Origin of the sequence: Anabaena sp. CA = ATCC 33047, assembly GCF_963870205.1 — a bacterium.
Taxonomy (GTDB): Bacteria; Cyanobacteriota; Cyanobacteriia; order Cyanobacteriales; family Nostocaceae; genus Trichormus.
In genome coordinates this window covers 515,766-537,558 of record NZ_CAWMSA010000044.1, presented here as the reverse complement: position 1 = coordinate 537,558, position 21,793 = coordinate 515,766, and the positions used below count along the sequence as shown (strand labels likewise).

General features: G+C 42.8%; 21 protein-coding genes and 1 other RNA gene. 7 read left to right on the top strand and 15 right to left on the bottom strand.

The features are described 5' to 3' along the window. Positions 1-23: 23 nt before the first annotated feature. Positions 24-3,584: a pyruvate:ferredoxin (flavodoxin) oxidoreductase gene (gene nifJ / locus AACS98_RS14295; RefSeq protein ID WP_066380879.1), complete on the bottom strand. Its 3,561-nt coding sequence runs from the start codon at positions 3,582-3,584 to the stop codon at positions 24-26. A gap of 852 nt (positions 3,585-4,436) precedes the next feature. Between nifJ and AACS98_RS14290 the strand changes: the two genes are divergently transcribed. The 3 genes from AACS98_RS14290 to AACS98_RS14280 all read left to right on the top strand — a co-directional run bounded on the left by AACS98_RS14290 (position 4,437) and on the right by AACS98_RS14280 (position 7,024). Continuing rightward, the gene (locus tag AACS98_RS14290) at positions 4,437-4,595 is read left to right on the top strand and encodes a hypothetical protein (RefSeq protein WP_156481560.1); all 159 of its coding nucleotides are present in this window, start codon (positions 4,437-4,439) and stop codon (positions 4,593-4,595) included. Positions 4,596-4,909: 314 nt separating this feature from the next. Then, positions 4,910-5,650: a cytochrome c biogenesis protein CcdA gene (locus AACS98_RS14285; RefSeq protein ID WP_066380878.1), complete on the top strand. Its 741-nt coding sequence runs from the start codon at positions 4,910-4,912 to the stop codon at positions 5,648-5,650. Between the two features lie 3 nt (positions 5,651-5,653). Further along, positions 5,654-7,024 carry a cytochrome c biogenesis protein gene (locus tag AACS98_RS14280; RefSeq protein WP_066380875.1) on the top strand — a complete coding sequence of 457 codons (1,371 nt, stop codon included), beginning with the start codon at positions 5,654-5,656 and terminating at the stop codon, positions 7,022-7,024. A gap of 138 nt (positions 7,025-7,162) precedes the next feature. Here AACS98_RS14280 and queF read toward each other — a convergent pair whose 3' ends face one another. The 5 genes from queF to AACS98_RS14255 all read right to left on the bottom strand — a co-directional run bounded on the left by queF (position 7,163) and on the right by AACS98_RS14255 (position 9,018). Continuing rightward, complete coding sequence (queF, locus tag AACS98_RS14275) at positions 7,163-7,573, bottom strand: preQ(1) synthase (protein ID WP_066380873.1); 411 nt, start codon at positions 7,571-7,573, stop codon at positions 7,163-7,165. A gap of 79 nt (positions 7,574-7,652) precedes the next feature. Then, positions 7,653-8,048 (bottom strand): hypothetical protein, encoded by a 396-nt coding sequence (locus tag AACS98_RS14270; RefSeq protein ID WP_066381031.1) that lies wholly within the window; start codon positions 8,046-8,048, stop codon positions 7,653-7,655. Between the two features lie 163 nt (positions 8,049-8,211). Further along, positions 8,212-8,592, bottom strand: coding sequence for a phasin family protein (locus tag AACS98_RS14265; RefSeq protein WP_066380871.1), 381 nt, complete (start codon positions 8,590-8,592; stop codon positions 8,212-8,214). Between the two features lie 26 nt (positions 8,593-8,618). Beyond that, positions 8,619-8,715: signal recognition particle sRNA small type (ffs, locus tag AACS98_RS14260), an RNA gene on the bottom strand. 36 nt (positions 8,716-8,751) lie between these two features. Then, complete coding sequence (locus tag AACS98_RS14255) at positions 8,752-9,018, bottom strand: YciI family protein (RefSeq protein ID WP_066381028.1); 267 nt, start codon at positions 9,016-9,018, stop codon at positions 8,752-8,754. Between the two features lie 71 nt (positions 9,019-9,089). Here AACS98_RS14255 and AACS98_RS14250 point away from each other — a divergent pair, with 71 nt between their 5' ends. After that, positions 9,090-9,650 (top strand): 2'-5' RNA ligase family protein, encoded by a 561-nt coding sequence (locus AACS98_RS14250; protein WP_066380866.1) that lies wholly within the window; start codon positions 9,090-9,092, stop codon positions 9,648-9,650. A 178-nt stretch (positions 9,651-9,828) separates the two neighbouring features. On the opposite strand, the gene AACS98_RS14245 is transcribed toward AACS98_RS14250, so the two are convergent. The 6 genes from AACS98_RS14245 to AACS98_RS14220 all read right to left on the bottom strand — a co-directional run bounded on the left by AACS98_RS14245 (position 9,829) and on the right by AACS98_RS14220 (position 14,970). Next, entirely contained in the window at positions 9,829-11,076 is a 1,248-nt protein-coding gene (locus tag AACS98_RS14245; protein ID WP_066380864.1) for a ribulose bisphosphate carboxylase small subunit, read from the bottom strand. A gap of 143 nt (positions 11,077-11,219) precedes the next feature. Further along, a complete protein-coding gene (locus AACS98_RS14240) occupies positions 11,220-12,083 on the bottom strand; it encodes a hypothetical protein (RefSeq protein WP_232317154.1) in 864 nt (287 codons plus the stop codon). A gap of 88 nt (positions 12,084-12,171) precedes the next feature. Then, positions 12,172-12,366 (bottom strand): type II toxin-antitoxin system Phd/YefM family antitoxin, encoded by a 195-nt coding sequence (locus tag AACS98_RS14235; protein ID WP_066380861.1) that lies wholly within the window; start codon positions 12,364-12,366, stop codon positions 12,172-12,174. A gap of 298 nt (positions 12,367-12,664) precedes the next feature. Then, positions 12,665-12,994, bottom strand: coding sequence for a ribulose bisphosphate carboxylase small subunit (locus AACS98_RS14230; RefSeq protein ID WP_066380858.1), 330 nt, complete (start codon positions 12,992-12,994; stop codon positions 12,665-12,667). Between the two features lie 45 nt (positions 12,995-13,039). Continuing rightward, positions 13,040-13,447, bottom strand: coding sequence for a RuBisCO chaperone RbcX (gene rcbX, locus AACS98_RS14225; RefSeq protein ID WP_066380855.1), 408 nt, complete (start codon positions 13,445-13,447; stop codon positions 13,040-13,042). 92 nt (positions 13,448-13,539) lie between these two features. Then, positions 13,540-14,970, bottom strand: coding sequence for a form I ribulose bisphosphate carboxylase large subunit (locus AACS98_RS14220; protein WP_066380850.1), 1,431 nt, complete (start codon positions 14,968-14,970; stop codon positions 13,540-13,542). Between the two features lie 900 nt (positions 14,971-15,870). On the opposite strand from AACS98_RS14220, the gene AACS98_RS14215 reads away from it, so the two are divergent. Together AACS98_RS14215 and panB are read left to right on the top strand one after the other, a co-directional pair. Beyond that, a complete protein-coding gene (locus tag AACS98_RS14215) occupies positions 15,871-16,980 on the top strand; it encodes a ligand-binding sensor domain-containing protein (protein ID WP_197480085.1) in 1,110 nt (369 codons plus the stop codon). Positions 16,981-17,141: 161 nt separating this feature from the next. Beyond that, entirely contained in the window at positions 17,142-17,912 is a 771-nt protein-coding gene (panB, locus tag AACS98_RS14210; RefSeq protein WP_066380846.1) for a 3-methyl-2-oxobutanoate hydroxymethyltransferase, read from the top strand. 72 nt (positions 17,913-17,984) lie between these two features. Here panB and hetL read toward each other — a convergent pair whose 3' ends face one another. From hetL to AACS98_RS14195, 3 genes are all read right to left on the bottom strand, one after another. After that, entirely contained in the window at positions 17,985-18,698 is a 714-nt protein-coding gene (gene hetL, locus AACS98_RS14205; protein WP_066380844.1) for a heterocyst differentiation pentapeptide repeat protein HetL, read from the bottom strand. 169 nt (positions 18,699-18,867) lie between these two features. Beyond that, positions 18,868-19,377: a ferritin-like domain-containing protein gene (locus AACS98_RS14200; protein ID WP_066380843.1), complete on the bottom strand. Its 510-nt coding sequence runs from the start codon at positions 19,375-19,377 to the stop codon at positions 18,868-18,870. A gap of 50 nt (positions 19,378-19,427) precedes the next feature. Further along, positions 19,428-20,729 carry an NAD(P)/FAD-dependent oxidoreductase gene (locus AACS98_RS14195; protein WP_066380842.1) on the bottom strand — a complete coding sequence of 434 codons (1,302 nt, stop codon included), beginning with the start codon at positions 20,727-20,729 and terminating at the stop codon, positions 19,428-19,430. A gap of 324 nt (positions 20,730-21,053) precedes the next feature. On the opposite strand from AACS98_RS14195, the gene petC reads away from it, so the two are divergent. Continuing rightward, complete coding sequence (gene petC, locus AACS98_RS14190; protein WP_066380841.1) at positions 21,054-21,590, top strand: cytochrome b6-f complex iron-sulfur subunit; 537 nt, start codon at positions 21,054-21,056, stop codon at positions 21,588-21,590. Positions 21,591-21,793: the final 203 nt, after the last annotated feature.

The following is a 21,793-nucleotide window of genomic DNA, read 5'->3' as shown; positions in this document are numbered from 1 at the left end:
TTGTACCTATTACCTATTCACTATTACCTATTGGCTAAATATTGATACATCTGCCAACGTGCATCAACTTCAGCCTGCGCTTGTTCTAGCAGTTGTTGAGCTAGTTCTGGATGACTCTTGGTGAGCATTTTGAAGCGATTTTCTTGGTACATGGATGGCTCTACTGATTGGGTAGGCGATCGCATATCCAATTGTAAGGGATTCTTACCCTGTTGTTGCAACAATGGATTATAACGATACAACAACCATCTCCCTGAGTCTACCAGGGCTTTTTGCTGGTTCATCCCGGTAGTCATGTTAATCCCGTGGGCGATGCAATGACTGTATGCTATAATTAGGGATGGCCCGTCAAAGGCTTCTGCTTCTAAAAAGGCTTTGAGTGTTTGGTCGTCTTTCGCGCCTAACGCTACACTCGCTACGTATACGTTACCGTAGTTCATCGCCATTAAGCCTAAGTCTTTTTTCGGCGCAGGTTTACCACTAGCGGCGAACTTCGCAACTGCGGCTCTTGGGGTGGCTTTGGATGATTGACCGCCTGTGTTAGAATAAACCTCTGTATCCATGACTAAGATATTGACGTTGCGACCACTGGCTAATACATGGTCTATCCCATGAAAGTCAATATCATAAGCCCAACCATCACCGCCAATAATCCAGACGCTTTTCTTCACTAGATAGTCAGCGAGAGATTTTAGGGTTTCAATGGCTAGTTTACGCTGGGTGTCTTTTTCCTTAATCAGCAGTTTATCTAATTTCTGCCGTACCTGTTTCACCCTTTCCCGTTGTTCCCAGATATCAGCTTCGGTTTTCTGTTCTGCCTTGAGGATGGAGTCAACGAGTTTATCTCCTAGTTCGCTGCTAAACTGTCTTAAGAGTTCTGCTGCGAATTCCGTTTGTTTATCGACTGAGAGACGATAGCCATAACCAAACTCGGCGTTGTCTTCAAATAAACTATTTGACCAAGCGGGGCCTCTTCCTTCGGCGTTTTTCGTCCACGGGGTAGTAGGGAGGTTTCCGCCGTAAATGGATGAGCAACCTGTGGCATTAGCTATGACGGCGCGATCGCCAAATAGTTGTGTCAATAGTTTAACATAAGGTGTCTCACCACAACCAGCACAAGCTCCAGAAAATTCAAATAATGGTTCTTGCAGTTGTTGTTGGCGAATTTGGTGGAGTTTTAGCTGTCTGCGGTCAGGATTGGGTAAATTTAAGAAGAAATCCCAATTTTCTCGCTCCTGTTCTCGCAAAGGTAGCTGTTCCGCCATGTTAATGGCTTTGCGTGAGGGTTCAGCTTTGTTTTTGGCTGGACATACATTCACACAAATAGCGCAACCTGTACAGTCTTCCGGTGCTACCTGAATAGTAAACTTTTGGTTAGCAAAGTCTTTGTCTTTGGCATTGGTTGACTTGAAGCTAGTCGGCGCATTCGCTAATTCACTCGGTTGATAAACCTTAGCGCGAATTGCACTGTGGGGACAAACCATCACACACTTACTGCACTGAACGCAGATATTCTCATCCCACACGGGAATTTCTAGAGCAACGTTGCGTTTTTCCCATTTCGCTGTGCCGGTGGGGAATGTTCCATCTGCTGGTAAAGCACTCACAGGTAAATCATCACCTTCCCACACCATGATTTTACCTAAAACTTTCTCGACAAATGCCGGGACGTTGTGAGGAAAGGGATTTTGGTTAGCTGCGTCTAGCCATTTACCTTTTTCATCGGGGACTTTGACTTGATGTAAATTATCTAGGGTTTGGTCTACGGCTTGCAAGTTCATGCGGACAACTTCCGCGCCTTTTTTACCGTAAGTTTTTTCAATCGCTTGTTTAATTTTAGCGATCGCCTCATCCTGTGGCAATACCCCAGCTAAAGCAAAGAAACACACTTGCATAATGGTATTGATTCTTCCACCCATACCACTATTGCGCGCCACCTGGTTGGCATTGATGACGTAAAGTTGCAGTTGCTTATCTAAAATTTGCTGTTTTACCGGCGGGGGTAGATTTTCCCAAACTTCATCCGCATTGTATGGACTGTTGACTAAAAGAGTCGCACCCGTCGCCGCCGATTTTAACACATCGATGCGTTCTAAAAATCCCCAGTGGTGACAACCAATAAAGTTAGCTTGGTTAATGAGATAGGTAGAACGTATTGGTTGAGAACCGAAGCGCAGATGTGAAACCGTCATTGAACCTGATTTTTTGGAGTCGTAGACAAAATAGCCTTGAGCGTAGTTGTCTGTTCCTTCTCCAATAATCTTAATCGAGTTTTTGTTAGCTCCTACTGTACCATCAGAACCCAACCCGTAAAACATCGCCCGTACAACGTTATCCGCTTCGGTGGAGAAAGTCGGGTCATAGTCTAGGGATGTGTGGGTAACATCGTCATGAATCCCAATGGTAAAATGATTTTTAGGTGTAGTTTGGGCTAAGTTATCAAAGACAGCTTTGATCATCGCTGGGGTGAATTCTTTTGAGGATAACCCGTAACGCCCGGCGACAAGTTTGGGCTGCTTTTTCTTTCCCCAACCTTCATGAATAGCGGTGACTACATCTAAATATAAAGGTTCTCCGGCACTTCCTGGTTCTTTGCTGCGGTCGAGAACTGCGATCGCCTTGACATTCTTAGGTATAGCTTGGATAAATCTGCTAATATCAAAGGGGCGATACAGTCTTACTTTCAGAACCCCAACTTTTTCACCTTGGGCGTTCAGATAATCTACTGTTTCATGGACGGTTTCACAACCAGAACCCATGAGAATAATCACGCGCTCGGCATTCTTTGCGCCGTGATATTCATAAAGTTGGTAAAATCTGCCTGTGCGTTCCCCGAATTTATCCATGATTGCCTGTACAATCTCAGGACAGGCGTTGTAGTAAGGGTTAGCACCTTCACGGGCTTGGAAGAAAACATCAGGGTTTTGGGCTGTACCCCGTAATAATGGTTTGTCTGGGGAAAGGGCGCGGGCGCGGTGTGCAAAGATTTGGTCTTCGTTAATCAGCGATCGCAAATCATTATCTGATAATAACTCAATTTTCTGCACTTCATGGGAGGTGCGGAAGCCATCAAAGAAGTGTAAGAAGGAAACCCGTGTTTCTAGAGTAGCCGCGTTAGCTATGACAGCAAAATCATAAGTTTCCTGCACCGAACCCGAACACAGCATAGCAAACCCAGTACCACGGGCTGCCATTACGTCACTATGATCACCGAAAATAGATAGTGCATGGGTAGCTAAAGCCCTAGCCGCAACGTGAACGACAGTGCTGGTTAATTCTCCCCCAATTTTGTAGAGGTTGGGAATCATTAACAAGAGTCCCTGAGAGGAGGTGAAAGTGGTACTTAAAGCACCTGTTTGTAATGCACCATGCACCGCCGCCGCCGCGCCGCCTTCACTTTGCATCTGTACTACACTGGGGATAGTTCCCCACAAATTCGGACGACTTTCCGCCGCCCAAGCATCCGTCCATTCTCCCATCGGTGATGAGGGGGTGATAGGATAAATGGCGATGACTTCGTTTAATTTGTACGCCACACGCGCGACAGCTTCATTGCCGTCAATAATAGCAAAGTTTTTACTCATTAATTTGTTTCCCTGTCTCAACTTCTATGGGTGGTTTATTGGATGCAGAGAACCCGGAAATAAAAACCTGATAAATAGCCAGAGCCAGGAAGTTTATTGTTATATTTATGCTGGGAATTATGCTGAGTTATAGCAATACCCATTCAAGTGAGGTAAAATCAGTCAGAATTGAACGCAGATAAACGCAGATAAACGCAGATAAGTTTTTACCTCGTTAGGTGAGAAAACGATATATATAGATATTGAATGTGGCTAATGGCTAGTACAATATTTCGCCTACTATTATCTCATCTGCCAATATATATTTCTTAACAAATATTAGGAATGTACTCAATATCTAGAAATACATATTCATCAGACTTTCAGCGTTGCAATGATTGAGTCTGGGGTAGAGGTGCGGGAGGAGTTACTACAGTGTATTTATCGTAACTTTTTCAGGTGTTGCGGGATTTATTAAATACTTTAGGTTCTAAATCTAAATACTTGTAGTGGACTGACACGACTAAAATGATGCACAAATATAATACAAGATTTCTTGTGGTGCAGGCATCTTGCCTGCACAGGACGGTCAAGATGACCATCCCACAAGAGTTTCCTAATGCACTAAATTAGCTGTGTCAATCCAGTAGGGTGCGTTAGCATTTAGCGTAATGCACCAAACCATGAATACTGGTGCGTTACGCTGTCGCTGTTTCGTAAAAGCAGAATCTTAGGTATGAAAGCGAAAAAATGCAGAGCTTGTCAGATTTTGTAGAATCGGAAAATTACAGCGATCGCTAGTTTGCGAAAATTGAGATTGAGATAATGTAGTTACTTAAGTAGAAATTTGAGCATCAAAGCAAAATGATGGCAATGAATAAATTTATACGCGGTTTTATTACCATCGAAAAATCTCTTCAAGTTCTGGCTTTGCTAGGATTAATATTGTTTTTGGGATATCTAGGTTTTGAGCAATATCGCAGTGATTCTACACCTTCTGTTCCCATAAATTCACCCACAATACAAAAGTAAGAATTATTGCTAGTCATTAGTGATGTGTAGGGTGGGCATTGCTGGGAATTTGCTCAAAAATTTAGCTTCAAGTTGTTGGGTGTGCATCGCCTTATGCTAATTAGAAATAGTGCAAAATCTGAGCCTCTAACTAGCACAGTGACGCACTAGCGAAAACTAAAAGAAACAAGTTTAAAGTCATTAGTTATTAGTTATTAATTTCTTACTTTTCCTCATCCCCCTATACCCTTATACCCCTACACCACTACACCCTTACACCCCAAAGTAAGCTACAATTCAAGCAGATTAAGCATTTCTTGCCCAACTAATACCCCATGCTGGAGAATCTGCAAACCCGACTATATCAACTAGAACAATTTGCCAACACCCTTGTCTCTCAACAACTAACACACTTGAGTTTGCTGAGTATTGGCATCATTTTTACAGCCGGTTTACTTACTAGCCTGACTCCTTGTATGCTTTCTATGCTGCCCATCACCATCGGTTACATTGGCGGTTATGAAGCTAAAAGCCGTCTGCAAGCAGCTGCTCAATCAACTTGGTTTGCTCTAGGGTTAGCCACGACATTGGCAGGTTTAGGTATTATAGCTGCTTTGGTCGGCAAAGTCTACGGTCAAATAGGGCTGGGTTTGCCGATTATTGTGAGCATTATCGCCATTATCATGGGGTTGAATTTACTGGAAGCGTTACCTCTGCAACTCCCCTCTTTTGGTGATACTAATTGGATTTCTTCAGATTTACCGCCTGGGGTGCGTTCCTATGCTATTGGCTTAACTTTTGGTTTAGTCGCTTCCCCCTGTAGCACACCTGTTTTAGCCAGTCTGTTGGGTTGGGTGGCGAATACCCAAGACTTAGTTTTAGGTGCTGTGTTGTTAATTTCCTATACAGCCGGATATGTTGCACCTTTAATTGTAGCAGGTACTTTTACAGCTGCAATTAAAAGATTACTAGAATTGCGTCGCTGGTCTGGTTGGATAAATCCAGTTAGCGGCGCGCTTTTGGTCGGATTTGGCGTATTTTCTCTAATTTCTCGGATTCCCCTTGGCAGTTTGTAAGCAATGACTATAGATAATTCCGTGTCCACCCCTTCCCCTTGGTGGTCAGTACCAGGGCGATTTTTGCGGCGAGAGTTTTTACCTGTACTGACAGATTTACGACTGGCGATCGCTCTATTATTAATCATCGCCCTCTTTAGCATCACTGGTACTGTCATCGAGCAAGGTCAATCACCCGCATTCTATCAAGCTAACTACCCAGAACACCCGGCTTTATTCGGTTTCCTGACTTGGAAAGTGATTCAAGTCGTAGGCTTAGATCATGTTTACCGCACTTGGTGGTTTTTAGCTTTACTGGTTTTATTCGGGACTAGCTTAACTGCTTGTACTTTCACCCGTCAGTTACCAGCCTTAAAAGCAGCCCGTCGCTGGAAATATTACGAAGAACCACGACAATTTCAAAAACTCGCTTTAAGTGCAGAACTAGATACTGGTTCTTTAAATTCTTTAAGCCAAATTTTACAAAACCGTCGTTATAAAATCTTTCAAGAAAAGGATGATATTCTTTACGCCCGTAAAGGGATAATCGGACGCATCGGCCCAATTATTGTTCATATTGGTATTGTCGCCATTTTATTAGGGGCAATTTGGGGAGCAATGACCGGGTTTATTGCCCAAGAAATGATTCCCAGTGGTGAAACTTTTCAAGTTAAAAATATTATTGATGCTGGCCCTTTAGCATCTGCCCAAATCCCCAAAGATTGGTCTATAAAAGTGAATCGTTTTTGGATTGATTACACTCCTAAAGGTGGCATTGACCAATTTTATTCTGATATGTCAGTCTTGAATAGTCAGGGAGAGGAAGTTGACCACAAAAAGATTTTTGTTAATCAACCTTTGCGTTATCATGGCGTAACTTTCTATCAAACTGATTGGGGAATTTCATCTGTAAGAATTCGGATTAACAAAAGTCCGATTTTTCAGCTACCAATGGCATTATTAAACACCAATGGTAAGGGACGAATTTGGGGGACTTGGATTCCTACCAAACCAGATATGAGTACAGGAGTCTCCCTATTAGCTAAAGACTTGCAGGGGATGGTGTTAATTTACGATGCTGAAGGTAAATTAGTTGATACTGTCCGCGCGGGAATGTCTACCCAAGTTAATGGTGTGACACTGAAAGTTTTAGATGTAGTTGGTAGCACTGGCTTACAAATTAAAGCTGACCCTGGTATTCCCATTGTTTATACAGGGTTTGCTGTGTTAATGTTGGGTACAGTGATGAGTTATTTTTCCCACTCCCAAATTTGGGCATTAAAAACAGGCGATCGCTTGTATATTGGTGGTAAAACTAATCGCGCTCAAGTAGCTTTTGAACAAGAAGTTTTAGAAATTTTAGACAGCTTAAGTTCCCAGTCTACTACAGTATAGGGACTGGGGACTGGGGACTGGGGACTGGGGACTGGGTAAAAAATTCTCCCTCATCTCCCTCATCTCCCACCCTGCGGGTTCGCGTTAGCGTCTCTGAAAGAGAAGCTAAAGCTACATCTCCCTCATCCCCTACCTAATTTACTTAATGTGACGCACTTCTACAAAAGTGTGAACATTACCACGAGGCGCAAAATCTGCTTTCACTGTCACTTCTAAAGGTTCACAAGCAGCGACAAAATCATCGAGAATTTGGTTAGCTGTTTCTTCGTGAGAAATATAGCGATCGCGGTAACTGTTAATATAAAGTTTTAAAGCCTTTAATTCTACAACTTGCTCATCAGGCACGTAGGTAATATGAATTGTCGCAAAATCAGGATAGCCGGAAAATGGACACTTACAAGTAAATTCCGGCAAACTAATATTAATGTCATAACGTCTACCCACACGCGGGTTAGGAAAGGTAATTAATTCTCCTTCCGCAATGTTACGCTCGCCATACTTCATTTCTTGGCTAGACTGAGATACTGTTTCAGGTGAGGAATTACTCATAAGTTACTGCGGTAGCTGTGTTAGCAATATAGAGAAACCAAACATTACTAACTTAACATTCCGCAATCACCACTCAACACTACTCTTTCTCCCAGTCTGGACAATTCCCATCATCCCAGCCATGTGGATGGATACCACAAACTAATAAATTACCACCATACACATGACCATGATAATTCTGACAGCCAATGCAAGCCGGATTTTGTTCGGCTGAGGGTTCAACTGAATAGGGAAAACCCGGATCAGCATCAATTATAATGTCTTCCAGTTCCTCATAAACGTCTAAAAACGGTTCAGTTATCTCCTGTAGATACTGGTCAACTTCAGTTGCAATGGAGTTCTGAACTTCCTCGACAATTTCTTCTGATAACTCAAAAAAAGCATCTACCATTTCACTCATTCCTAGGAAAAGACGCTCTACTTCATCAGCCACGGTTTCGACAATTTCCATTAAATCTTTTTGCCACTGTTCCATAAATTTAACGCCCATACTGACGGTCAACAGGACGCTTAGTGCTACTTGGCTTGAAGCACTAGAGTACACCCTAGGTATTATCTATTATAGATTCTTGTGGATGTGATTCAATACCGTTGCACGGTGCTAACTGCTGATGCAACAGCTAAAAAGTTGCTAATGACTAATCTTTTTGCAATCTCTTTAACTCTTCTTGCAGTTCTAGCACTTGTTCGCGGAGTTGATCCACATTTTCTGTTGATGCTTGTTTGACCGTCGGTTCTTCGTTGTCCTCTAAAATTTCGATGCGACGAGGCTCGGAAGCTGGCGGTTTTTCAGGAGTCTCAGCCGATGTTGGTGCTTGTTGGGCTTGCTTCATCATATCGTCCACAAACCGCCGGGCTTCTTCTGTGGTCATTTCGCCCTTAGCCACCATTTCATCCGCCAGTTTTTGGGCTTGCGATCGCAGTTCAGTTAGTTTTTCCCCGGCCTTCTCACCTGCGTAAGAAGCTAACCCGACACCAAGGTAAAAAGCTTTTTGAACCAAATTTCCAAAACCGGCCATTGCTGGTGATTGCTCCTAACAAATAGGGCGACCCGGAGACTACGCCTACCACAAGCATCCTGTGTTGCTGCTACCTTCCGGTCCTGACAAGGTTTAGGCGTTGCAGTCGCATAGATCCAGGTCTAAACATAATATAACACTAATTTCGGTAATTGTGTATTATTCAACAACAATTTTCCATTCATAAAGTTTGTAGTTGACACAGCCGTTTTTCACCAAGGGGTCATTAGCGACTATGGACTCGGCTTCCTCCATCGAGCCAGCCTCAAACAGCAACATCCCACCGCCATATCTTGCCCAATAACCTGATTTGGCTTGATGACCTTGGGCAATTAACTCTTGAACATAGGCTTTATGAGCAGGTATGTATTGGTCAAAGATGGATTTATCCACTTTCCCCTCCTCAATCTTGACGAACCACGGCATTTTCCTAGCAACCTTGATCACGAATATGTTCTAATATCTGTAAAGATTATCTGCTTTTATCTTGTTGTATTTTGAATTCCTCCAAAAGCCGATTTTTCATTGCGCTGCTACCACCCCAGCATATTCAAGATTACGCCAACGAAATCAAGCAGCACTTTGCTGATAACTATGCTAGTAAGCACGCGCAAAAGTCACCACCACACATTACTTTACAACCGCCCTTTGAATGGGTGAATGATGATTTATCAAGGATGGAAGCATCTTTGTTGGAGTTCGCCCAACAGCAGCAGCCATTATCTATGACTCTCAGTGGGTTTGCCGCCTTTGTGCCTCGCGTCATATATATAAATGTAGTCAGAAGTGCAGAACTGCTGAGTTTACAATGTGACTTGATGCTGCATCTAGAAGCCAACTTAGAAATTATTGACAAAGTTGGCAAAAACCGCCCGTTTGCGCCGCATCTAACGGTAGCGTTTCGAGATTTAACCAAACAAAACTTTAAAGCTGCATGGCCAGAATTTGAACATCGTCAGCTACACTTTGAGTTTACAGCAGACAAGTTAACGCTGTTGATTCACGACGGTAGACGCTGGAATATTCAATCAGAATTTGCTTTTCTGTCTGGTAAGTAGCTCAAGATCACAGATAGATACCCGACTTATTTGAGAAGTCGGGTATCTGGGTATAACCTTCGCCAGTGTGACAAAAAAGACTAATTTTTTGTTTGTAGTAAGCGGCTCTAGCCCTTATCTTGAGGACTAAAGTCCTCAAGATAAGGGCTAGGGTATGATACCAGTTACGTCAGTCCTCCTAATTTGTCCCATTCGGACGCTGAATAATCGTCTCCACAACCCGTCGCTTGGCTTTCGGATCAATCCCTACCAAGCGCACATACTCACCCCTATACTCTGCTAAACAAGATTCTAAAGTCGAGATGGCATCAGACTCAGCATCGACGTGAATTGTACCGCAGCTTTGCCAAGAACCTGTACGAAAACGGCGATTATCAACGTGTTCAAAGGTAATTTTATGACCTTGAGCCAAGATTTGCCGGATTTGTTCTTGTGTCTCTAGGCTGATATGGGGACTCGCACTCTGGGGTTGATTAACTCCATTCGGTGACGGCTGACTCGTTGCTATTTCGGCAACAGGTGATGCAGGTTGATAACTTCTACCTCGATTCAGACGATTGTATTCATCCACCAATTGAGAAGTTTCGATGCGTTTTTGTTCAGCCACCATGAAGTTAGCAGACTCAATCAAATGAGACAAGGTAAAATCAGGTTTTTTAAATGCTGGTGGCCCTTCTAAACTATTCACCACGCGCAACGAGACATTCTCATAACCCACTTGATGAATGAAGTCGCGGATTTGTTCGTCGTAAATTCGGGAACGTAAAGCACTAAAAAAGTCAATTGATTGATTGGGGAAACTGTCAACTAACTTTTCTACGTCACGTTGTGACAGTCCATCTTCTGCAAAAATTCCACCGACAATTCCCACCTTTTCATCGCGGTGAGGTTCCCAATAAAATTTTTCCATCCGCCCATCTCGAATTAACGGCGCGTAGAGGGTAGAAAAATCATTACCTGTGACAATAATTGGTACACGCCTTAGAGGTGTTGAATCGTAACTTCCCGGTAATTGTACATCTGTGGGATTATCAGCAATATTCATCAGTGTGGCATTCACCAACTGAGTGTTGACAGTATATTGAGTGCCTTCATCAAAGCGACCCGCACCTGCATCTAAATCATTAATCATCAGTACGCACATTTTACCACGTACTTTAATCAGTTCTGCGGTTTCCCGATAGCGCAACCGAATCAACCTGGCTGGATCTCCTGCATCGGGACTTTCCAATTCACCGCCAGAGATGAGTGTAACTTCCACACCCATTTTCTCGAAAGCTAACTCACATTGAAAAGTTTTTCCTTCACCTTTGCGTCCGTGAATACCCAAAATCAAGGGAACGCGCACACCAGGAAGATTTAAAAAGTTTTTAGTGATGTGAACAGCTAGTTTATCCAAAAATCGCGGAGCAATGTAATAACTCATAAAATTATCACTGATAATGTTGTATTCAATTAATGTTAAATTTTTTTGGTATCTTATGTTTACTAATCTTTTGGTAAAAATTCCTGGTTGCTCAGTAGCTCAACTAAAAAAAACTTAATACCCAGATAAAGTGGCACTTCTGATCAGAAGGGATATCTAGGATCATCAGGAGCTAATTCTCCCTCGTCAACCATAGCTGCATAATATCCAAAATTTACCCACTCTCTTGCCTCTAGTTGCATATATTCCTTTCTTTCCTGCTCCCGTTCCTTCTTTCTTGCTGCTGCTTCTTTGCGACGACGTTCCTTTTCTGCTTCTACATCTTCAGGATAGAAATAACGGTAACTACTTTCGTCATCATTCAAAAGGATAACTTCCTTAAGATCAGACAATTTATTTATGTTTGTGTCTTCTAAATAGTCTTTTGATGTAATGTGGGGGAAATTCGTAGAAGAGATAGGCAAAAATCTTGTTCTTTTAACTATATTTAATGCTTTGAAAGAGTTCCATATATTTTCAAGCGCAGACAGAAGATTAAATAAAGTAGCAATAGCTCTGGTATGCAAAATACCACCAGATACTAATCTATAGCTACTTGTATGGGTATCTTCTGTATCTATAATCCTGCGATAACATATTTCTATTTCTTGAACAAAGCTATCATTGAGAATAGACCAATATTTTTTTTCATCTAAAAGGTCTCCATCTTGAGGTCGGCTACTATTATCCTCATCTAGCTTTGGTAAAAAACGGTAACATTTTTCTTTTAAGTTATGTGCTTTAGTATTGTCAAAATAATTTCGTTCAATAATTATAAAATGATCAATAAAACATCCATATTCAATAAGAATAACAAAGTTTTTGAAATATTGTAGAAATAAAGTTTTGTAACAATCCCTATCACTGTCAGTCTTTGGCCGATAGATTGTATAATAAGTTCCTTTTTTAATAATTTCTAGCTTATCGAATGCTGGGTGTGCTTTAAGAAAATCTAAGTTATTAAACATGGTAATAAAAAGTTAGTAATTTTACAATATTCATTTACTTACATCTTGCACCAATTACTGTATTGCAATTACAGTCAGGTGGGCAATACTAAAAAAAGTCATCAGCTATTGTAATTAAGCCTTTGGCACTTCCAGGTTGGCGGCGGCGTTTAACTGGCTCTACAGGAGTTAACTTTACAACAGGTTGATTATCTCGCATGATGATAATTTCCTCACCGCCCAGTGCTGCTTCAATTAATTCTGGTAAATGTTGAGACGCTTCATCTAAAGCAATTGCTGTCATAATTTCACCTTGAATAACCTGTCAATATTCTTATTTTATGCCTTAAGACTATTTGGATAAGTGTTGTATAAATGTCTGATATTCGGTAGAGTTTAAACCTTGTTGTCACACTGCTAAAACTTGCCTCATGTCATGATGTCATTGGCAGATTCTTCACAGGAGTGTTGCTACATCTAGTATAAGCAATTCTTATCTAAACCAATTAACCCAAGCATCACTAATAGTGTGTGGCTAAAAAAAGAGAGATAGAAAACTCTACCTCTCTTTGATGGATAAATTATTTAAACCAAATCAGCTTTTAGTATCTGCTGGGTTTGTGTACGATGAAGCTGAGGATTTGGCACTGCTTGATGTTGTCGAAACCTACAACACGGATGTAGTGGGTAGGATATTGAGAACGGCAAGCTTGAACTTCGCCCAATACTTCGCGGGTGCTTTGAGCATTGAACAAAGGCAGCTTCCACATTGTCCAGTAAAATTCGGTGGGTTCAGAGGTTTCGTTGAACTCAATTGCTGGAATGTAGCCTTGATTCAGAATGTACTGAACTTGCTTCTCAATTTGAGCGTCGGTGAGGGGGGGTAGGTAAGAAAGGGTTTCGTAGCGACGCTCTTTTGGTAGGGTTTGCATAGCTAATAATAACGGTTTGCTATTGTGTGACGACTTGGAATTTTCCTAACTGGCTAAATTATCCCAGTCAGGATCGGAAAATTGCTGTTGTTCTGACTCAGGACTGGGATGGGATAAACTCACCTGCGTCATGCGTTCTAAATGCTGGCGGCGTTTTTCCATGTTGGCTTGCTGAATACCAGTCACAACCATTTCTGGTAGGAATTCAGCGATTTCTTCAGCTATATGTTCTCTGACTGTCATTATTCGCAATGCTAAGTCAGGCTTTTCGAGAAAGAGTTCTTCGATGTATTTTTCGCCATCCTGGACTTTCCCGGCAGAAAAGTTATGCAGCCAAAGTGCCAACGGTGGATTTGTTTCGCCTAGCTGTGCCAGCACAGTCCTTAGTGCCTGATAAGTCAGGTAGCTTTGGAGTGTTTTGGCTGTATCTTTCGCAATTTGCTTGAGGTTCATGCTTGACCCAGCCCTTCTAAAGGATGAAGTGTATCGTGTTTCAGGATGAAGTAATTTTTATTTAACCTTCATCCTTACACCTTCAGCCTTTATCAGACGGTATCAACAGTCTCAAACTCGAACTTAATTTCTTTCCACAGTTCGCAAGCAGCAGCCAATTCTGGAGACCACTTAGCAGCTTCGCGGATAATATCGTTACCTTCACGAGCTAGGCTACGACCTTCGTTACGAGCTTGGATACAAGCTTCCAGTGCAACACGGTTAGCGGTTGCACCAGGAGCGTTACCCCAGGGGTGTCCGAGTGTACCACCACCGAATTGTAGTACGGAGTCGTCACCGAAGATTTCTACCAGGGCGGGCATGTGCCATACGTGGATACCACCGGAAGCAACTGCCATTACACCAGGCATGGAAGCCCAATCTTGGGTAAAGTAGATACCACGAGATTTGTCTTGCTCAACGTAGTTTTCACGCAACAGGTCAACGAAGCCCATTGTGATGGCGCGATCGCCTTCCAATTTACCTACTACTGTACCGGTGTGGATGTGGTCACCACCAGACATCCGCAGAGCTTTCGCCAATACACGGAAGTGGATACCGTGGTTCTTTTGACGGTCGATTACAGCGTGCATCGCGCGGTGGATGTGCAGCAATAAACCGTTATCACGACACCAACGTGCCAAGGTGGTGTTAGCGGTGAAACCTGCGGTTAGGTAGTCGTGCATGATGATGGGCATGCCGAGTTCTTTAGCGTACTCAGCGCGCTTGAGCATTTCTTCGCAGGTAGGAGCGGTGACGTTCAGGTAGTGACCTTTGATTTCACCTGTTTCTGCTTGAGATTTGTGGATAGCATCAGCCACGAACAAGAAGCGATCGCGCCACCGTTGGAAAGGTGCAGAGTTGATGTTTTCGTCGTCTTTGGTGAAGTCCAAACCACCGCGCAAACATTCGTATACAGCACGACCGTAGTTTTTAGCAGACAGACCCAACTTGGGTTTAATGGTACATCCCAACAGAGGACGACCGTATTTGTTTAATTTGTCACGCTCAACTTGAATACCGTGGGGAGGGCCTTGGAATGTCTTGAGGTAAGCTACAGGAATCCGCAAGTCTTCCAAACGCAGGGCTTTCAAAGCTTTGAAACCGAATACGTTACCTACGATGGAGGTAAACATATTGGTAACAGAACCTTCTTCAAACAGATCCAGGGGATAAGCAACGTAGCAGATAAATTGGTTGTCTTCGCCTGGAACTGGTTCGATGTCGTAGCAACGACCTTTGTAACGATCTAGGTCGGTTAACAAGTCTGTCCACACAGTTGTCCAAGTACCGGTGGAAGACTCAGCCGCTACAGCCGCACCTGCTTCTTCGGGAGGTACTCCAGGCTGGGGTGTAACACGGAATGCCGCCAGAATATCTGTATCTTTTGGTGTGTAATCTGGTGTGTAATAAGTTAATCTGTAATCTTTAACCCCGGCTTGATACCCAGCTTTTGACTGAGTCTTCGTTTGAGCGTAAGACATATCTATCCTTCCAAGATGTCACTCTTTTTATTAATCAAATCACGTTCTGTGCAATTTTTCTCACAACCGCCCTATCTCCCCATCAGCAAGGAGAAAAACAGCAATAACTTTTTTTCGAGTTTTTTTTGGTAGAGGGTGGCGATTTTCTGCTTTTGACACTTAGTCTAAGTTGTTAGCTTCTTTACCAGTGTCTTTCCCATCTAGGATTGCATAACTTAACGCTTTTGCATTATCCCCCATGCCATCATTTAAAAATTCTCTTTTATCTGTTTTTCTCACTCCACTAAATTCCTCTATCCCCTCACTACCTTGGCTTTATGCCGAAAGTGTGATTATATTCCATAATCCCAGTGTAATTAGGGAATTGGTTTTCTTTTCATCAGTTTCCGCCTATACTTTCCTGATATCTTCCTGATTATCCAGAAACATTCAACAGGAGAGAGTTTACTTGGCGGAACACTTATGAGAGTGATCAGGGCCAGATCAAAAGTTGCACACCACGTAATTTGTAGCTTGTCTCACAATATATCAATAAATGGCATAAGTTAATCTTTGAAAGTTCTTAACTTATATATTTAATTTTTTTATTACATAAATATTGCAACATTTTGTAAAAAACACTTTACAAAAAAGCATGGTAATTGTAATGAGGACTGAGGCTGTTGATTGGGGACTGGGTACTGGGGATTGGATTTTTCCCCTCTGCTCACGGCAGTCCGCTCAAGTCGGGAAACCCGCCCACGCGGCTGCCTCCCCTACTCCCTCATCTTCCTCATCTTCCTCATCTTCCTCATCTCCCCTTTTGCCTGTTGATAAAATCCCAACTGGGGGAAAACTGAAGTTAACCTTTAGCTAATTTAGGCAATAGTTCTAGGTACTGTCTTTAAAGGAAATTTTGCTATGGTATTACTTCGCCAGCGTCTTAACTTACTAATTACTTCTATTTCTATATTGTTGGGCTTAATTGTGATGCCGAGCATTGCAGTCAAAGCCCAAAACCAAGATAGTAATCCGCCATCACCCAAAACTCCTGACATTAAACCATCCGAGTTAACTCCTTCTTATCCTGCATCTGCACCACCACCACGAGTAGACCCTTTACCTGATGAACGGGGGTTGCAAGAGCGAGCGATAGAAACTGATTATCGTGTAAGTAACTTGCTGGGAGATTATGCGGGTAATCTCTGGGTAGGTTCTTGGCGGGGTTTATCGCGGATTGACCCGAAAACAGGTAAAATTTTGGCGCGTGTTAGTCTACCCAATACGGCTATTGGGGCTTTAGCCCAAGATAAAGTAGGGCGTTTGTGGGTGGGAAGTTATGAAGGACTAATTCGGGTAGAACCCCGCACGAATGAAATCACAGCCCAAAATTTATTTTTGCCTTCCAAAAGGGTGTTGTCATTGCTGGTTGACAAGCGGGGCTATTTGTGGGCTGGGACTGATAGTGGTTTAGCTTTAATTAGTCCAGACCAAGGCTTAATTATGACCACACTCAAAAATTTGCCGGGTGTGAGTGCCAATACTATGACTTTAGATGCTGAGGGTCAATTGTGGGTTGGTACTTTGGATGGTATAGTCCGAGTAAATACCGCCAGTGCGTTGATTATGAAACGCATTAACGATTTACCCGGTACGACCGTACAAGCTTTAGCTATTAGTCCAGAAGGGTTAATTTGGGCAGGAATGCCGAATAATTTATTGGTGATTAACCCTAAAACTGGAATAGTATTGCGGTCTGTGACTCGTTTACGTGGCAGGAATGTCACAGCAGTTAGTTTTTCTGAAGATGGTAGTGTTTGGGTAGGGACTAACAATGGTTTGTTACGATTAAATCCAAACACAGGTGCTGTCTTAGATGAAGTAGCTGGGCTTCCTTCCAGTCGAGTGCTAACACTTGTACCCGACCTTGCTAATAAATTATGGGTGGGTACGAGTGAAGGTCTGGCTTGGTTAATGCCTAAAATGGATCGTGCAAAACCTCATCTAGCTTTCAGTCGTGCTGTGAAATGAGGGGCTGGGGACTGGGGACAAATCAATTCAAAATTCAAAATTCAAAATTCAAAATTCAAAATTCAAAATTCAAAATTCAAGAATTTTGAGAAATTAATCTCCTCTACTTCCTCTGCTCCCCTGTTCCCTCTGCTCCCCTACTCCCTACTCCCGATTTAAAAATGGCAGTTACTACCCAGCAATTAATTCAATGGAAACAACAGGGACGCGCAATAGTGGCGTTGACCGCATGGGATTATGCGATCGCTCACATTCTCGATGCGGCTGGTGTAGACTTAATCTTAGTCGGGGACTCGATGGCTGTAGTTTTGGGTTATCAAACCACGCTGCCCATTACCCTAGAAGAAATGCTACACCATGCTAAGGCTGTACGTCGGGGTGTAAAACGTGCCTTAGTTGTGGTAGACCTACCGTTTCTCACCTATCAAGAAAGCATCTCTCAAGCAATACATTCGGCTGGGCGAGTATTAAAGGAAACTGGAGCGCAAGCCGTGAAGTTAGAAGGTGGTTATCCGGCAATGGTGGAAACTGTAGCACGGTTGGTACAGGCGGGTATTCCGGTGATGGGTCATGTGGGTTTAACACCCCAGTCAATTCATCAATTGGGTTTGCGACAACAGGGAAAAACTGAGGAAACAGCCCAAAGAATTTTAAACGAAGCGATCGCCCTCGAACAAGCTGGTGTTTTTTCCATTGTCTTAGAGCATATTCCCGCCGATTTGGCAATGGAGATTACACAAAAACTCAGCATTCCCACCATTGGTATCGGTGCAGGTTCTCACTGTGATGGTCAGGTCTTAGTTACCTCTGATGTACTGGGCATATCAGAAAAACAGCCCCCATTCGCCAAAGTTTATACTAACCTGCGAGAAACAATTACCAAAGCTGTACAAGATTACGCTGTAGATGTGCGAGAGCGAAAATTTCCCTAATTTAAGGGTGTAGGGGAGAATAACTAATGACCAATGACCAATGACCAATGACTAATGACTAATGACTAATGACTATTCATGAACCGTACCATCAGGCATGATTGCCCCTTCTAATTCTACATTTGTGAGGATTGCTCCTGTTAAATCTGCCCCTTGCAGATTTGCTTGGCGAAGAATGGCACTATCTAAATTAGCGTAACTCAGGTCTGCACCTTGCAAACTAGCTCCAGTTAAATCCGCCGCTAAATTTCCCCATTGAATTGTTTTACCCAGATTTGCCCGACACAATTTTGCTTTATCTAAGTTGGCGTGATGTAGAGTAGCTGCTCTCAAGTCAGCGTAACTCAAATCTGCCCCAGTCAAAATGGCATATCCCAAATCTGTGCGCTGGTTGGAACTAGGACGCAAATCTGCTTGAAATAGCAAAGAACCAGAGAGATTTGCACCAGTTAAATTTGCCCCACATAAACTAGCTTTAATTAAGTTTACGGATTCCAAACGAGTTTGAATTAACTTTGCACCTGTCAAATCAGCTTCCCTGAGAATGGCATGATATAAGTCTGCCGCACTCAAATCTATTCCCCAAAGAATCGATTCACTCAAGTCGGCTGACTGTAGACAAGCATGGCTGAGGTTAGTTTTTCCCAAGCGCGTCTGACGCAAATCAGCATAACTAAAATCTGCACCTGTCAAGTTGACATTTGTTAATTCAGCTTCTTGTAAATTGACTCGCTGAAAATTCCGTTCTCCAGCAGCATACTGTTTGAGAATATTATCCAAATCCATCATTAAATTCAAAAAGATTAAAAGTTTAAGAACAGAAATTATAGCGGATTACAAACGAATAGAACACAGATTCATCTGCGTTCATCTGCGTTCATCTGCGTTTAATTATTTTCACAAAAATCTACACAAAGCAGAACCAAGAAAATCGTTTTTCCCTATTCCCCATTCCCTAATAACGACTAACGCAACGTTGAAAAGCCGGAAGATGGTTATTTTGAGAAACATGACGGAGTTGGGTGAAAGCATTTCGTAAATCTGCTTCTTGAACAAATTCTAAAAAGCGGTCATACATCTGAACATTGGCTATTTCTGATTCTACTCCCGCTTGACACGCAGTTTGTAGAGTATCAGGTGCTGGGACATTGCCCATAAATGTATCAGGAGGAATGGGCAGCCCGTATTTAGTAAATAGGTGATTCCACAAAGAAACGTGTCTATCTTCAGCGTGAACAATGTTACTAAACGGACGCACTGCACCAAATTTGTTAATTACTGCTGTGTAAAAAGCACGGGCGTAATATTCATCGTTGATAGCATCAATCATTGCCTGTTGGGTTTTGGCATTCAACTCCGTACTTGGATTATAAGCGGTAGTTGGGCTAGTAGTGCTAGAGGCGATCGCCACAGCACACAAACCACTTATTTGATGATATCTGCGGCGGTTTCTTTGACAATTCATAATTTCTGCCTCATTGTTTAATCAGAGAAAATTTCATGCTGTATTTTTCTTCAAGAAATTTCTTGGCTGATGTTTCCACTACTCTGTACTTGAATAGGTTTCACTAACGATAATCCCAAGAATTTCAACCCTATCCTTTCAAACCAAGGTACAGCAGTCCCAAAACGCATTTTGGCTAAAAAATACTTCTCAAACGCACTTTTTGCCCAACTTACCCAAGCCCCACTCAAGGCTACAGCCCGCCGACGTTTGCCTGTGACTACATCAGGTAACACCGGGTTAGCAAGAAATAAAATTCCTGTGTTGCCAAAGTCAGCAAAGCAAATAGCATCAAGTGTTGGAGTTACTGGTTGGGCAGAAATTACCCCTAGTTCAATGGCAATATTATGTGCCACTGCCATGCCCATTGCTTCCGTCATCTGTCCAGTTTTTGGTACTCCTAATGGTATAGGTGTTTCCTCTGGCGGTTTTAGCTGTACAACTACACCTACCGCGTAAATTGAAGGATATTCAGGATGTCTGTATGTGGGCAATACGGGAATGAAACCATCCTGATTACCTAATCCTGGGACTTGGCGCACAAAATGCGGCCCCCGGAAGGGTGGTAATAGCATGGAGTAAGCAAAGGGCAAGACTCTGCCATTTCCTAAATGAATCTGATTGGCTGCAATTGCCTTAATTTGGGCATTTTCAATAACTTCTACATCTCGTTCTGCCATGATTTTTTTCACCACCTCGGCAGAATTAGCCATACCACCAATACCCAAGTGTCCCGCATAGGGTTCTGGAGTCACAAAAGTAATTGATACCTGTTTTCGTAAACCCTGCTGGCGTAGAACGTAGTCTATTAACAGCGCAAATTCGTAGGCAGGGCCTAAACAACTCGTTTTCGGTAACGCCCCTACTACTATCGGCCCTGGTGCTTGCAGAAATTTCTGCCACGCCTTAAGTGCCATCAAAGCATGATGAGGATTACAAACTGATTGCGTATATCCATCGGGGCCAAGTCCAGGTAACGCATCCAGTGCTAGTTCTCCACCTGTGGCAATAATCAGATAATCGTAGACAATGGTTTGCTCACCACAGCATATCTGTTGTGTATCAGGATTTAATTGATCTACTCGCCCCTGTATCCAGTTAATACCCCTTTGTCTCAATCGGTGTTCCAGACTAATCTGAACAGAGTCCAGAGAAGTTAAACCCAGTGCTACCCAAGGCAATGAAGGAATAAATGTAAAGTTTGGTGACTCTGAAATTACAGTAAGTTGATGTTGCCTTGGAAGAATATGCCGTAATTCATAAGCGGTGGGTAAACCACCCAACCCTGCACCGATGATGACAATGTGAGCCATTGCAGGAAATCTCCAAATATTTGATTGTTTAACTGGTGAAAATAGGGGTGCTTAGGCTAGAGGCTAAGGAAGTGAACAGAAGATTTTTCATAGGGGATTTGGGTGTGCCGTATCATAGATTTATCTCTATTATTATCATTCGTCATTTCTCAGAAGTGATGTATTACTTTTAATTAAGATACTGACTTCAACAGAAAGTCATCAGTTGGTACTCGGTGCTGGTGACTGGGAAAAAGAAATTGTTTGAGTTGAGAAACTCCTTGAGAATTTATATAACTATATAGTAGTATAATAGTTGAAGATTAGTAAAGAGTGAAATAGTTTATGGACGATAGCTTAAGTCTACCCAATCCTTCTATGTCCAGGCGGCAACTGCTTAACTTCTTTACTGGAGCGATGGTTGCTGCTACAGCTAGTGCTGCCTTATATCCAGCGACTAAGTTTTTTATCCCTCCAGCCGAAAGCACTGATGCAGAGGGTAGCATCCTCGCTAAAGACAAAATGGGTCGTCCTATCCCAGCCAGCCAAATTTTAGCGGAAGCACCAGGAACAAGGGCTTTAATTGCTGGGCTGGCTGGTGAGCCTACTTATTTAACTCTGAAAGAGGATGGCACTCTTGATGAGGTGGGTATTGTTAATAACTGTACCCATTTGGGTTGTACTTTTCCTTGGAATTCTGTTGATGAACAGTTCCAATGTCCTTGTCATGGTTCACGCTATGATGCCCAAGGTTCTGTACAACGTGGCCCTGCTAATCGTCCTCTGAAGTTGGTTCATGTTGAGGTTAAGGAGAATTACATTTGGGTTTCGCCTTGGCGTGAGATTGACCCCCGCACTGGTGAAAAGCCTTGGTGGGTTTAAACGCTCCAGGTAGGCAAAGTAAGCGCAAAGAGAAGTCTGAGCGGCGGCTACCCTGCGGGAACGCCTTACGACGAACCGCCGTAGACGCGCAAGCGGCTTGTCGTAGACATCAGAACTTCTCCTAACGGAGACGCTGCGCGTAGCTTGCTTCCCCGTAGGGGTACGGTGGGTACGCGGAGAAGTTTTTACTGATTCCATAGGAA